At 44.6% G+C, this 14,509-nt stretch carries 13 protein-coding genes; 1 reads left to right on the top strand and 12 read right to left on the bottom strand.

Going from position 1 to position 14,509, the window contains the following annotated elements:
* Positions 1-58: 58 nt before the first annotated feature.
* The 7 genes from LY387_RS07460 to LY387_RS07430 form a co-directional block, all read right to left on the bottom strand.
* Positions 59-1,360 carry a dicarboxylate/amino acid:cation symporter gene (locus tag LY387_RS07460; protein WP_042472764.1) on the bottom strand — a complete coding sequence of 434 codons (1,302 nt, stop codon included), beginning with the start codon at positions 1,358-1,360 and terminating at the stop codon, positions 59-61.
* A gap of 345 nt (positions 1,361-1,705) precedes the next feature.
* Positions 1,706-2,323: an FKBP-type peptidyl-prolyl cis-trans isomerase N-terminal domain-containing protein gene (locus LY387_RS07455; RefSeq protein ID WP_234495916.1), complete on the bottom strand. Its 618-nt coding sequence runs from the start codon at positions 2,321-2,323 to the stop codon at positions 1,706-1,708.
* A 148-nt stretch (positions 2,324-2,471) separates the two neighbouring features.
* On the bottom strand, positions 2,472-4,292 hold the full coding sequence (gene phaC, locus LY387_RS07450; RefSeq protein WP_234495915.1) for a class I poly(R)-hydroxyalkanoic acid synthase: 1,821 nt from the start codon (positions 4,290-4,292) through the stop codon (positions 2,472-2,474).
* Positions 4,293-4,376: 84 nt separating this feature from the next.
* Entirely contained in the window at positions 4,377-4,724 is a 348-nt protein-coding gene (locus tag LY387_RS07445; protein WP_042472759.1) for a phasin family protein, read from the bottom strand.
* A gap of 78 nt (positions 4,725-4,802) precedes the next feature.
* On the bottom strand, positions 4,803-6,008 hold the full coding sequence (locus LY387_RS07440) for an acetyl-CoA C-acetyltransferase (RefSeq protein WP_234495914.1): 1,206 nt from the start codon (positions 6,006-6,008) through the stop codon (positions 4,803-4,805).
* A gap of 18 nt (positions 6,009-6,026) precedes the next feature.
* Complete coding sequence (locus LY387_RS07435; protein ID WP_234495913.1) at positions 6,027-6,767, bottom strand: SDR family oxidoreductase; 741 nt, start codon at positions 6,765-6,767, stop codon at positions 6,027-6,029.
* A gap of 657 nt (positions 6,768-7,424) precedes the next feature.
* The gene (locus LY387_RS07430) at positions 7,425-8,183 is read right to left on the bottom strand and encodes a phytanoyl-CoA dioxygenase family protein (protein WP_234495912.1); all 759 of its coding nucleotides are present in this window, start codon (positions 8,181-8,183) and stop codon (positions 7,425-7,427) included.
* Positions 8,184-8,388: 205 nt separating this feature from the next.
* On the opposite strand from LY387_RS07430, the gene LY387_RS07425 reads away from it, so the two are divergent.
* Positions 8,389-9,249 (top strand): helix-turn-helix domain-containing protein, encoded by an 861-nt coding sequence (locus LY387_RS07425; RefSeq protein ID WP_234495911.1) that lies wholly within the window; start codon positions 8,389-8,391, stop codon positions 9,247-9,249.
* 2 nt (positions 9,250-9,251) lie between these two features.
* Here LY387_RS07425 and LY387_RS07420 read toward each other — a convergent pair whose 3' ends face one another.
* The 5 genes from LY387_RS07420 to LY387_RS07400 form a co-directional block, all read right to left on the bottom strand.
* The gene (locus LY387_RS07420; RefSeq protein ID WP_234495910.1) at positions 9,252-9,587 is read right to left on the bottom strand and encodes a PTS fructose transporter subunit IIB; all 336 of its coding nucleotides are present in this window, start codon (positions 9,585-9,587) and stop codon (positions 9,252-9,254) included.
* Positions 9,588-9,688: 101 nt separating this feature from the next.
* Entirely contained in the window at positions 9,689-10,366 is a 678-nt protein-coding gene (locus LY387_RS07415; protein WP_234495909.1) for a fructose-6-phosphate aldolase, read from the bottom strand.
* A gap of 62 nt (positions 10,367-10,428) precedes the next feature.
* Entirely contained in the window at positions 10,429-11,286 is an 858-nt protein-coding gene (locus tag LY387_RS07410; protein ID WP_234495908.1) for an SDR family oxidoreductase, read from the bottom strand.
* Positions 11,287-11,288: 2 nt separating this feature from the next.
* Positions 11,289-12,179: a [formate-C-acetyltransferase]-activating enzyme gene (locus LY387_RS07405; protein WP_234495907.1), complete on the bottom strand. Its 891-nt coding sequence runs from the start codon at positions 12,177-12,179 to the stop codon at positions 11,289-11,291.
* Positions 12,169-14,469: a formate C-acetyltransferase gene (locus tag LY387_RS07400; RefSeq protein ID WP_267967703.1), complete on the bottom strand. Its 2,301-nt coding sequence runs from the start codon at positions 14,467-14,469 to the stop codon at positions 12,169-12,171. Before LY387_RS07400 ends, LY387_RS07405 begins: the two co-directional genes overlap by 11 nt.
* Between the last annotated feature and the right edge of the window lie 40 nt (positions 14,470-14,509).

Raw genomic sequence — 14,509 nt, 5'->3', positions numbered from 1 at the left:
ATATCCACTGGCCCTTTCTTTATCTGCTGATTTGTTATCTGCTAAGTAGAAGTCTAAATTAGCTATGCACTAGCTCAACTTTTTCTTCTTTCTCACCAGCTGCTGGGTCGTTGAACTTCTCTACATCTAGAGAACCCTCAGACTTAGCTACGATACACGTTACCGCGCTATCACCAGTGATGTTAACCGCAGTACGGATCATATCTAGTAGACGGTCAACACCCATGATAAGAGCGATACCTTCTAGTGGCAGACCTACTTGGTTTAGCACCATCGCCAGCATGATGAGACCAACACCAGGAACACCCGCTGTACCGATAGACGCCAACGTAGCGGTCAAGATAACCGTCAGGTAATCACCCATAGTGAGGTCGATGTTAAATGCCTGAGCAATAAACGCCGTCGCGACACCCTGCATGATAGCCGTACCATCCATGTTGATGGTCGCACCTAGTGGGATAGTGAACGAAGAAACCTTGTTATCAACACCAAGACGGTTTTGAGCCGTTTCCATCGTCACTGGAATTGTCGCGTTTGAAGAAGCCGTTGAGAAAGCAAACATTACTGCATCTTCCATCTTCTTCAGGAACGTAATTGGGCTCAGACCTGTGAACGACTTAAGCATCACGCTGTATGTCACTAGACCGTGTAGAAGCAGCGTTGCTGTAAGTACTAAGAAGTACTCTGCTAGGTTAAAGATGGCACTTAGACCAAGACCTGTGAATAGCTTCGCCATTAGGAAGAACACACCATAAGGCGCGATGTTCATCAGCAAAGCGACCAGTTTCATGATCACTTCGTTGAGGTCACGGAAAACTGATGCGATGCGCTCGCCAGGCTCACCGGCTGCACTGATAGCGATACCAAACAGAACCGCGAACACGATTACCTGAAGGGTTTTACCTTCTGCCATCGCACTGATCGGGTTGGTTGGGAACATATCGATAATAACTTGTCCCAGAGATGGGGCTTCAGCAGCTGCGAATGAACTTGCCGCAGTTAGGTCAGCACCTGCACCTGGTTGGAACACAGTACCCATAGTTAGGGCTAGTGTGATAGCGACTGCAGTTGTCGCGACATAGAATAGAACGGTTTTACCACCTAAACGACCGAGCGTGGTGACGTCTTTAAGAGAGCTGGTACCGCAAACTAGTGATACAAATACCAGTGGGACAACGAGCATTTTCAAGCTGGCGATAAAGACTTGACCACCAACCTCGAAAAGACCGTTTACAATGTATGCGTCTACAAATCCGTTCTCAGCAAATAGACCTCGAATAGCGAAGCCTGTCAAAATACCTGCAACCATACCGATGATCACTCGAGATGTCAGTGACATTGGTTTCTTGGCGTTAGTCATAATTACTCCTTATTTTTATAACGCTTCTTGATGGAGTCATCAAAAGCCGGAGCAGATTAGCAGCACAAACTAGTTGATTAGAATCATAAATTTGTTTCCCGATCCCGTGGCGTGACAGAGATCACCCTAAATGTTATTAAAACACTGTTCATAAAAACAAATCAGCCACATAAACGACACATAAAAGCACAAATATAAACTTTAGGTGATTATTTGAGCATTATATTCTTTTAAGCTTCAGATAAGTTTTATTAATAGCTGTTCTCAACATCCAAATACGATATCACCCAAACCAAAAAGACCAGCATTAAATGCTGGTCTTTTTGGCATATTAAGTATTTACGACTACTTGGATTCAACACCCTCAAGCTTGAGGTCAAAGATCACCGCAGTTTCTGCTGGAACGGTAGGGTGAGCGTCTTCTTTGTAAGCAAGATGTGCAGGGACGTATAAACGCCACGTTGCTCCGATTGGCATTTCTTTAAGCGCGACTATCCATGAGACAGGAGCTTGGTGCAAAGTTACTCGCATCGGTTCAGGTAAGTGGGCCGAACCATCCACTTGCTGACCATTCAACAGCCATGTTTTATGACGCACAACAAACTGGCTATTGGCATCCGATTCGCTCTCGCCCTCTCCGGCATGAATAATCTCATATTGGATACCAGAGCTATGAATATTCACTTCCTCTCGAGCGCCGTTACGCTCAAAAAATGTCGCTTCGTACTGTTGTTTCTGTTCTAAATGCTCTGCTTGGGCTCGCTTGCGCTGCTCTTCCATCTCTTTCTTAAGTTCTTCAGCTTCACTTGGATCAAAGGGCCATGGTTTTTGCATAAACGCTTCCATGATCGCCTCTTGAATAATCTTGATGTTCATTTTTGGAAATGACTTTTGTGCCAACTCTTTAGCGATTTCTCGCCCGTAGATGTAGCTGACTTTTTGTTCTAGTGTTTCAATTTCCATAACAACCTCTTGGATTCTAGCTATGGATTCATCATACGTATCATTAGAGAAAAAAAAAGTATGTTACGGATACTCGAAGTGCGTTGATACTTCGGCTAAAAGTGTGGATGGTTGATAAAAAGGGCCAATGAATGGCCCTTAAGAATATTTACGCTGATTCTTTGGATTCAGACTCTGGTTGAGGTGCGACGTCTATCGGTTCTATGACCGGCAGGGTCTGCAACACAAACTCCCCTGGTGCTTGAGACAGTACAGGGTAATCCTCATTTCCAACTGGGAACGGATCTACCTGTTCGTCTGCAATATACTGATGCAACCACTCGTTCCAATGCAGCCACCACGAACCTTTGTTGTGGTCTGCATTGTTAATCCACTCTTCAGCTGATTCATCGAGCGTAGAGTTAGTCCAGAAACCATATTTCTCTTTAGCAGGATGATTAACGATACCTGCAATGTGACCCGATTCACCAAGAACGAAGGTCTTATTACCGCCCATCTTCAACGCGCCACGGTAAGTGCCTTGCCAAAGTGCAATATGATCTTCTTTAGTAGAGATAAAGTAGCTTGGAATACGAATCTTATCGAGATCAATCCAAACACCACCAATCTTAACGCCCTTATCCTGAACTAGCTTGTTCTCTAGATACAGTTGACGCAGTAAGAAGTTGTGTGTCGCTGCTGCAACGTTGGTGCTGTCACTGTTCCAGTAGAGTAAATCGAAGTCTACTGGGCTATTACCTTTGAGGTAGTTATCGATGTAGTAGTTCCAGTACAGGCTGTTCTCACGTAGTAGGCTGAATGTTACGCTGAGTGAGCGACCATCCATATAACCTAGCGAGTTGTTCTGAACCTCGATAGCTCGGATAATAGTGTCATTAATATACGCCCCTACCTCACCCGGCTGACTAAAATCGAGCAGTGTAGTAAAGAAGGAAGCAGAAACGATACGCTTCTTCATTCGCTTCGCCGCATAATACGCAACTGTTGAGGCGAGTACCGTACCACCAATACAATAGCCTGCTGCGTTAATCTGATCTTTGCCAGTAATAGACTCGATCGCCGCAACCGCTTTAACAACGCCTTCGGTAACATAGTCGCCAAACTCTACTTTAGCTTGAGATGGCCCTGGGTTGCGCCAAGACATCATGAACACTGAGTGTCCCTGCTCAAGCAGCCACTTAACCATTGAGTTTTTCTCTCTCAGGTCAAGGATGTAATACTTATTGATAAATGGCGGGACGATAAGTAATGGTGTAGCGTTGACCTTTTCTGTCACAGGTCGATATTGAATCAGCTCGAATAACTCATTCTTAAACACAACATCGCCAGGAGTGTTAGCGACATGCTCACCAATTTGGAACGCTTCGGTATTGGTCATACGGATTTTTAATACATCCGCACTTGCTTCCATGTCTTCTTGGAACTGCTGCAATCCGGCAAGCAAGTTTTCACCATTTTGCTCTAGTGTCAGCTTTAGCAGCTCAGGGTTGGTCGCAATGAAGTTGGTTGGAGATAGCGCATTTAGCGTCTGGCGAGAAAAGAAGGTCAATCGTTCTTTGATTTTTTCATCGACACCCTCAACGGAATTGATCGTGTCTAGATAGGTTTTACTGAACAGCACATACGACTGCTTAATAAAGTTGTAAAACGCTTCTTCTTTCCATGCATCGTCTTCAAAGCGACGGTCGCCTTTTTCAACGTCGACAACTTGTTCATTACTCGCTTGCAGAGCAACACGTTGCCAGATTTCTAGTTGTTGCATCCACCACTTAGTTTGCATATCTAACATAGCGGCGGGTTGCTTGGATGCCTTGTCCATAAACTCTGCAGTATCCTCAGCATTGAGTTCCTGCATTGCTTTTGTCAGTGGGCTATTTACGGCTGCCTTGCCTTGCTCGAAGTCTTTCCACCATTGCTGGTTGCTCTCCTGCAGTTTCACAAGGTAGTCCGAAAAGAAGTTTTGGAACATAGCTAAAACCCTTTTCTTGGAAACAAAAAAAGGTTGCGGGAACGAGTGCCCCCGCAACCCTCTATATATAAAGTATTGCCGAAGTTAAGCAGGTGTACTTGCTTTAACAGCTTCAGTAGTGATCGCTTCTAGGTCTTCTTTGAACTCTTTCGCTACTTGCTGAAGCTTATTGCTATCATCCATCATCTGTTGAGACAGACGAGATAGCGTGTTCAACTGTTGGCTATTGAAAACAGCTAGAGAAGAAACATCTTTAATCTCTGTTGCCGCTTTCATTTGATTTACACCAAGCTCGCTGTATGCGCGCATTGCGTTAAGTTGAAGATCCGTCAACGTCTCTACGTTCTTCGTCATCAGTTTGTTGAACTTAGTGTATGGTTCAAACGTTTTTTCAGACTGCTCGTTGATCACTTTGAAAATATCCGTGTACATAATCATTTCTCCTAAGAAATAAACATTCCAGTTTCTAACTAAAATCTATCCCAGTTATTTGGGCTTCCGACAACTCAATTAACAGCGCTTAACAACGACTGCAGTTCCCATGCCACCACCGACACACAGTGAGGCGACACCTAGGTCTTTCTTCTCTCGAAGCATTTCGTGAATCAGGGTAACGATGATTCGGTTACCTGATGCACCTAGAGGGTGACCCAGAGCAATAGCACCACCATTAGGGTTGGCTTTTTGCAGAATTGACTCTGCAGATACGCCATGCTCAGAGGCTAAATTACGAATTACACCAAGGGCTTGCGCAGCAAACGCTTCGTTTAACTCAAATACATTCACATCAGAAATCGCGACTTCAGCTTTAGATAAAGCATTAGTGACAGCTTGAACAGGACCAAGCCCCATGATTTGAGGATCAAGACCAGTCTGAGCACTCGCCACCAACTCACAAAGTGGCGTCAAGCCGAGTCGAGTAACGGCTGATTCAGATGCAACAATCAAAGCACTTGCACCATCATTGATCCCAGATGCATTACCAGCGGTCACACTACCTTCTCGGTCAAATGCTGGGCGCAGCTTCGCTAAACCTTCCATTGTCGCATCCACTTTTGGATACTCATCAGTCGCAAACTCAACAACATTACGACGAACCTTGACTTCTACAGGAACGATTTCTTCTTTGAACTTACCTGCTTCAATCGCAGCAACTGCTTTCTGTTGGCTGCTCAAGGCATAAGCATCCTGGTCATCGCGAGAGATATCTACTTGTTTAGCAATATTCTCTGCGGTCACACCCATATGGTAAGCATTAAATACATCGGTCAAACCATCAGCGACTAATAAGTCTTTCGCGGTCATGTCACCCATTTTATGTCCACTACGTGCTGTAGCTGGCATTGCGAATGGAATTTGCGACATGACTTCAACACCCGCAGCAACAACTATTTCCGCTTCGCCCGCCTTAATATGTGACGCGGCATCCATTAATGTTTTCATACCACTACCACACACCATATTTAGTGTATAGGCTGGGACTTCTGCTGGGATACCCGCTTTAATTGATGCTTGACGACCGATGCCCATGCCTTGATTTGCACTGACAACATTACCAACAATAACTTCATCAATATCTTCAACTGAAATAGGTGTTGAATCTAACGCGCCTTTAATTGCTGTGGCAGCTAAGTCACCTGCCGAAATATTTTTAAGGGTACCACCAAAACTACCAATTGCAGTTCGCTTCGCTGCAACAATAAATACTTTTTCCATCGTTATCCCTTTAAGCTGTTAAGCCATGTATAAGCCGCCGTTAATAGCGATCGTTTCGCCTGTAATATATCCCGCCTCTTCACTCGCTAAGAAAGCAACCGACGATGCAATCTCTTCTGGTTTAGCTAAACGTTTCAGTGGAATTGTGCTTTTGATTGAGTCCAATACATCTTCACGCATTGCTTCAACCATTGGCGTACCTGTATAGCCAGGAGCAACTACGTTAGCCGTAACCCCAGCTCGCGCGCCTTCTGCTGCCAACGCTTTAGTGAATCCAATCATGCCTGCTTTTGCTGCAGCGTAGTTGGTTTGACCAAACTGACCTTTCTGGCCATTGACTGATGAGATATTGATGACGCGGCCATTGCCTTTTTCACACATTGCCGCGAAGAGAGGTTGCGTCACGTTGAACACACTATTTAGGTTGGTATTAATAACATCGAACCAGTTGTTCGATGACATTTTCTTAAATTGGCCGTCTCGAGTAATTCCGGCATTGTTTACCACTAGGTCAAACGTACCTTCCTCTTGCTGTAATAAACCTAGCTTTTCTCTGCACTCTTCAGTATCCGTAACATCGAGTTCAAATAGACGAACCTGATCTTCGGTGAAGCCCTTTTCATCAAACCAACGTTTAGCACACTCGTAATTACCTGTGCTGTACGTAGCAATTAGACGATAGTTTTCCTCAACGAGTTTAGAAGAGATAGCAGATCCAATTCCGCCTTTCGATCCTGTGATTATTGCGAGCTTTTTCATTGGTGACTCCATTCCTAGCAACTAGCTTTATTAGCTATTTTATTAAAATTAAAACTTGACGACCTAGTACGCTTCTATCCGTAGCTGACTCTTATTATTGAAATTACACAGCTTTTGTTACGCTTTAAGTTTTAAATACAAATTTAAAGGAATCTTAATATTTGACCATCGAATATTTCAGGAAGGCGTTATAATGTTGATCACTATCACAAAGTGGTATGTAATCATGTTTATTGACTTATTTTTGCAAAAATCCTCTACAACAAGCCTGTAACTAACTGAATATTTTATATTAATCCGTTAAATAATAGATTTGTTATTAATTTAACACTTATTTACGCGCACTATTTAGGTGCAACACAATAGGAAATAAGGGGTTACAATTACACATATGTCCAGAACTAAATGATATATATATCGTATTAACTTGCTGAATTTACTCAATATTAAAATAGTGCAAGATATCTATTACTTAACACAATAATAACAACAATTAACACAAATAAAACAACCTCCCTATAATGAGTCAAGGCACGACTCATCATAGGGATTTGCAGAATAACGTGAGCAGATTCACCTACAAAAGGCAAGGTGATGCGAAGGGAAAACTTTTGAGAATAGTCGCAATTTTCAATATGGTACAGTTTTCGGTTAAAACTATACCCCAAGCAACTTTCTCTGAGCTTGATTTAATCTAAGTGCTGTTTCTGGGCGTAACCACTTTTTCTGATCTTGTTGTTGTACACCATCCGCTGATACATACAAGCCATGCAGAACACGTCGGCGAGAGCCGATGTAATTGATGGTACCTCCATGCCATGTGTGGGCATTGAATATCATAATGCTACCGGCTGGGCATTCTAAATACACTTCTTGGGGATGTGTTGCCTCGGTGTCTTCTAACACATCCTCTGGCAACTCAGGTCTTAGGTGCGTGCCAGGAATGATTCTAGGTGCACCATTCTCTTTACACAGATCATCCAGTGCCCAAATCGAGTTTACCAAATGGACTTTTGGAAAATCAGGTCTTGGTTTTTTCCAGTCTCCGTGGAGTGGCTGCATACCACCGCCTGGATGAGCCTCTCTGCCATTTAGGCTCGAGACCTTAAACTCGCCTTTGAAAATATGTTGGCACGCATCGAGTACCAATGGATGAGACCACACTTTCTCCCATACCGTACCTTTATTAATCAGGTTCGCGATACGTGTCACTGTCTCTTCTTGGTGATGCTCAATCGCGAGCTGGTCACCCTCTTTTTTAACGAGCTGGTCGAACTTATCTCTAAGCTCTTGCAACCACTCTGGGTCAATGACATCTGGGATAATCGTAAAACCGTGAGTGTCTAATTCATCGTATTGGCGCGGCGTTAATCCATCGAGGGAGTAGAGCCCTGTCAGTGTTGTTTCGTGACTCATTTTATTATCCTTATTGGCTGACTTTTCACCTCTCAATTTACTGCTCTTTTCGTCTAAATCCTGTAGGGAAAATCTACGATAAACTGGACATTTGTTAGATCGTTATCTAAATGTGAACCACCTCAAACCGCTTGAAATATCAAGTGACGTATAATGCCAACTCGAATCAATACATCACTATTTTCTAGAAGAATGTTATAAAAGCATGTTAGACAGAACATACCTTATTGAAGCGCTTCACCACTATGCTACGCAAACCGCAGAAATACATTCCCTGCAGTTCGCGGGCAACCTGCCAAGTCCACCTCCCCTTGCCTACCAGGTTCATTTCCCACGCATTGAAATGGTACTTATTGGAGAGTTGGAAATGGACGTAGGTAATAACATAGGAACGGATACTGGTGTCGTATTAAAGCAAGGAGATGTTCTTTACCTACCCGCGGAGAGCTGGAACAAACCTAATTGGGATAAACCCGTTGTCACTATGACCATATTGGTTGGCAAACAAAGCTTTGGCATGAGCTTGCTCAGTTGGGATGGAGAAAAGTTTGATTCCGCCATCAAAGAAAATGTCGCCAGACGTGGACCGAGAACTGGCTCATTTATTTTGCAAGCGATCGAAGAGCTAGCATGGCACTCACAAGATCAAAATACGCTGAGATTACTCGCGAGTAGCTTGTTTAGTCATATCCATGACCTGATTCATAACCCACCAGAAACACCATCTAAGAGTAAAGCCTTGTTCGATGCGGTTAGGGATTACTTAGAGCAGAACTACCACGAGCCACTAACTCGCGAATCGGTCGCTAAACACTTTTATGTTTCACCGAATTACTTATCGCAGCTTTTTCATAAAGAAGGCAACGTTAAGTTTAATGAGTATCTGACTAGGATTCGATTGGAGAGAGCAAAGTATCTGTTAAAACAATACGATACGAAAGTTAAAGAAGTCGCACATCGCTGCGGATTCAATGATAGTAATTACTTTTGCCGTGTGTTCAAACAGCAAACAGACCGTTCCCCTTCACAGTATCGAGCGCACTACCAAAGCGGAACGGTAGAATAGATTTATACGTTGATAACGGTTCCTGCTGGAGCGCGTTTCGCGCGCTCGATTGCACTCATCGCCAGTTCTGGATTACGCAAAAAGTCTGAAATCGACATTTTAATTAGCCGCGATTGCGCGAACCGCTCCACACCCTCAATGTTGATATCCGCAATAATGAAGGCAACGTCCGCTTCGTCTATGGATGCTTGATCAATAGCGTTCTCTGACCCCAGAGCACCTTGAGTCTCAACCTGAATCTTATAGCCAGCTTTCTTAGCAGACTTCTCTAATAATTCTGCGGCCATATAGGTGTGCGCAACACCGCTAATACACGCCGTAACTCCAACTAACTTCATTCTTATCCTAAGATCTTTCTATAGCAAAAAGCCTAGTGAGTATAATCTCACTAGGCATCCCTGTCTTTGTCTATTCTATGTAAACTTGTTCCTAATCATGATCATAGCAAATCAAGAACCGTTTTGCCCTCGCCATACGCTTGATTCCAATCGCTCATAAAGCCCGCGACACCGGAATCAGTCAGCGGATGAACCAACAATTGGTCAAATACATCCGGTGCGATTGTGACCGACTGTACCCCTGCTTTAGCAACTTCATGGACTTGTTGGACGTTCTTAAACGACGCGGCGAGTACTTTCGCATCCAGCTGATAGACATCGATAAGATGTGCCATCTCCGCAGCCACTTGAGTACCATCACCACAGATGTTATCCAGTCGGTTTACATACGGTGCCAAAAACTCAGCTCCTGCCATCGCAGCCATCAAGGCTTGTTGTGGCGTTAAAATCGCAGTCGCCGTAATTCGGATACCTTCGGCACTAATGAGTTTCATAGCTTTAATACCTTGAGGTGTCACGGGTACCTTAACGATGATTTCTGAATCAAGCTTACGCAACGCTTTCGCTTCTTCCAACATGACATCCGCGTTATCGCTAACGACTTGTGCATGTAACATGCGATCTGGACCAATAATCTCACGGATATCTAAAATGATATCGCGTAAAGGACGATTCTCTTTAGCTATGATGGTCGGGTTGGTTGTGACACCGACTATTGGGTACAAGTCTACCGCTTTTTTAATTGCATCTAGGTTGGCGGTATCAAGCATATAAATCATGGGTACATCTCCAATGGTAATATGGGTCGCTACTGTGTGGCCGGTTTTTTAAAGACAAATGTTTAGTAGCCGAATTCTTTCAAACACTTAGTAATCGCTTGTTTGCTCTCAGTAAACTGAATGCCCTGAGCAGCAAGCTTGCTGGTATCAAGTCTCACATCACGTATCTTTGGTGCGTCACTTTGCACCAGAACCTCTTGGGTGCGTTCTCCGAGCTTAAGCTCAGTTAAAATATGTTGTGCTATCTCATAGCGACTTGCGTCGTTGTGCGCGCCAGTGTGATAAGTTCCATAAGGAATTTCGAATATCTTTGGAAACTGCTCAATAAGCTCATGAACATACGTTAAACCACGGAACTCATTGCCTCGTTCGTGCATGGTCTCACCGTTAAATAACGCTTGAGCCGCATTCCAAACCACATTCGGATTGATCGTTGTATTGCGCTCAGGAAGACCAAACAACCAGGTGAATCTCAGCACCCACATCTCAGGCAAAATCGTCGCTAGCTCACGCTCGGCCTCCAGTTTATTTTGACCGTAGACCGTATCCGGCACTGGTGTTGATTCTTCTGTGTATGGTCCTGCTTCTGGATTGCCATTGAACACTTGCTCAGTGGATATAAACACCAGCTTCGCCCCTACATCTTTACAAGCTTTAGCGACATTAATCGCTCCTTGAACGTTCACTTTATGCGCCACATCTGGATGCTTGTTGCAAAAATCAGTGACGGCGATAGCAGCGGCATGGATGACAAAATCAGGCTTGAACTCACCTAAGATGCGGTTCACTGCATCAGCGTCTGTGATGTCTAATTGGGCAACGTCAGTGCCTCGAACCTCGAACTCACCTTGATAGCGGTTAATAAATCGCGTTCCGAAGAAACCACCCGCACCAGTAATTAAAATTCGCTTCTTGCTCATGTCTAGCCTCCTATGACTACTTTGTATCCATGTGCTTCGACATGGCGCTGAATAGCATCAACTTCTTGTTTTGTAGGTACCGGGGTATCCTTCATCGAATACGTCATCCCTAGTGTTTCGTATTTGCTGGAACCAAATTGATGGAACGGCAGCAGGTGTAATTCTTCTAACGAATAAGGTGCTAAAAAATGAAGCACCTTATCGACATTGATCAGGTCGAGTGTGTAGCCTGGAATCAGCGGCAACCTTGGGATCAACTTACAAGATGCCAACTTTAGAGCATCAAAACTCTTAAGTACTTTATCCAAGTTAATACCAATGACGTCTTTGGCTTGCTCTCTGTTCATCATTTTGAAATCAAATAAAATCTCGTCACAGTATTTCGCCATCTCAACAAGGTGGTTGCTGTTCCCATGCCCAGAGGTCTCGATCGCCGTTTTGTAACCAAGCTTTTTGAGTTGTTTAAGGAGTTCAATACAGAACTTACCGTGAACCAAAACCTCGCCACCGGATAATGTCACCCCGCCTCCAGAGGTTTGATAAAACACATCATCCTTGGCGATTTCTGCAATTAGCTCTTCTACCGTGACGTCATAACCGACTTGTTCAAAAGCTCCGCTAGGACATTCGTCAACATCCTGTTCACACACATCACAGTGAAGACATTTTGACTCCCTACGAATGTTGACTTGTTCAATAGAGCGAGATTCGGGGTTAGCACACCACGGGCACTTCAATGGACACCCTTTAAAAAACACGACAGTACGTATCCCCTCACCATCATTGAGCGAGTAGCGTTGAATATTGAACACTCGAGCGGTTGGTGAAGGAGAGCCCAGCTCTCCTTTATGTTCTCCGCAGCGTGAACCGCTAGTGTTGCACTCACAGCTCATGGGCAGTTCTTCGAATGATGTCGTCTTGAATCTCTTTAGACAGCTCGACGAAAAACGCACTGTAACCCGCTACTCGAACTACCAACCCAGCATAGTCCTCTGGTTTTTCCTGTGCTTTGCGAAGGGTTTCTGCATTAAGCACGTTGAACTGGATGTGCTGCAGTTTGAGCTTCATAAAAGCACGCAAAAAGTCGCCCAGTTTAGTAATGCCTTGTTCGCCCTCAAGCGTTGAAGGGGTAAACTTCACATTCAACAAGCTGCCATTCGAAAGCAAGTAATTATCCAATTTGCTGACTGACTTAAGCACGGCGGTTGGGCCCTGTTGATCTTTACCTAACATCGGCGATAGACCACCATCAGCCAACTGCTCACCTGCCAGACGACCATCAGGCGTTGCACCAACAACCGCTCCGAGTGGCACGTGTGCTGACACTGTGTAAGATCCTGGTGTAAAGTAGCCACCGCGAGGGTTTTCGTAAGTCTCGACTTCTTTGCAGAACAAACGAAGTAAGTCTGCCCCCATAGCATCGACCTCATCGATATCGTTGCCATACTTCTCGTATCTGTTCATCAAGCGAGCTCTAACGCGCTCACCTTCTTTGCCTTCGAAGTTAGATTCCAACACCTCTATAAACTCGGCAAAGCTCATGCGCTTCTCTTCAAACACGAAACGTTTGAGCGCCATAAGAGAGTCAGACAGGTTGGCAATACCAATGCCTTGCACACCAGAGAAGTTATAGCGTCCACCACCGTAAGTGATGTCTTTGCCATTCTCGATGCAATCATTGATGAACGAAGATAGAAGCGGTACCGGAGCCCAATCACGATGACCCACATCGCAAATATTCGAGCCTTCGACCATTAACTTAACGTAGTCACAGATATCACTGCGGATCTCAGACATTAAAGCGTCAAAAGAGACTTCTTGATTGTCTTTATTGCGTTTTAGAACCAGCTCCATCACTTTGAGCAGGTTAAACATCGCAATATCGTGCAATCCATAGGTTTTGCCTGGAATAGACAATTCGACGCAGCCGACAACGGAGTAATCACGAGCATCTTCTAACGACACGCCACGGTTTAGAAACGCCGGCACCACGACTTCATCGTTGAAGATCTGTGGAATACCCATTCCGAGGCGAATCGTCTCTGCAGTTTTATTCAAGAACGCTCTATCGATAAACTCATTCACGCGCACACCAAGGTTAGGCTGCGGCAGTTGAACGCTTTGATATGCATCCAGACAGAGGGAAGACAAGGTGTTTACAGCGCTGCGTCCATTCTCGGTCAAGCCGCCAAGCAAAATGGTGTATCCCGTTGGGAAGCCCGCAAAGAACTTAGCACTGCTAGATGAGCGCAGCAGAACGATGTCATTGGTCTTAACCCACAAGCTCTCAAGTAGTTCTTGTAAAAATGTAGGTGATTCACCTTGTTCAATAGACGCTTGGTAGAACGGCATCATGTATTGATCAAAGCGCCCCAGTGAAAGCGAGCTCGCATTAGATTCATATTGCAAAATAATGTTCATGTACCAGAACAGCTGGCACGCTTCATAGAAGCCTTGCGGCTTTTGGGTCGCGATGTTTGCCGAAATGCTGGCAATACGGGTTAGTTCAGCGGCACGTACTGGGCACTCACACTCTGCTGCCATTTGATTAGCAAGGGTCTCATATCGGCGAATGTGACGTGTGGACGCCTCTAAAAGGATCAGAACCGATTGATAAAACTCGTTATCAGCATTGACCGTTGCCAGTGTCGACATTTCATCGGTTAACGCACCAAGACCTTTTTCTAGCAATCGGTCAAAATCTATGATGATGTGCCCTTGGCCTTTATCAGTCTGGTTAACACTAAAGACTTTCTCAGCAACAGCCTCTTTGACTTTGTCAGGGATCTGCCCATTGATGAAATCTTTCATCGAACGTTCAGACCAATAAGGTAATAACGTCTCCTTGTAGACCGCCTTATCATCCTCAGAGATAAAGAATTTATCCTGCGGACGTGACTCGAAAATATCGAGCTCTTTCTCAATCCAGTACGGGTCCATTTCTGGGGACACAATACCAGCGCGAGGTTTCACGGTTCGGTTACCTGCAATGAGCTCATCATCACGAATAGATATCGCAACATTGTCCATAACATGAGCGGTGGCCTTAGCACGGCGGATCAAGGTGTGCTCGCCTTCCGTTTGCTGATGACTCTCGGTATACAGAAGAGCGCGCTCTAGGGAAATTTCTCGTTGGGCTTCAAACAGGGCAGACTTTAATCGAGTTATTCTTTCGGTGCTCACAATAGGCTCCATTATTTTTATATGTGGGTACTGATTGAGT

The sequence above is a fragment of the Vibrio maritimus genome (assembly GCF_021441885.1).
Taxonomy (GTDB): domain Bacteria; phylum Pseudomonadota; class Gammaproteobacteria; order Enterobacterales; family Vibrionaceae; genus Vibrio; species Vibrio maritimus_B.
Note: the sequence above shows the minus strand (reverse complement) of the source record. Positions and strands in the feature narration are given on the sequence as shown.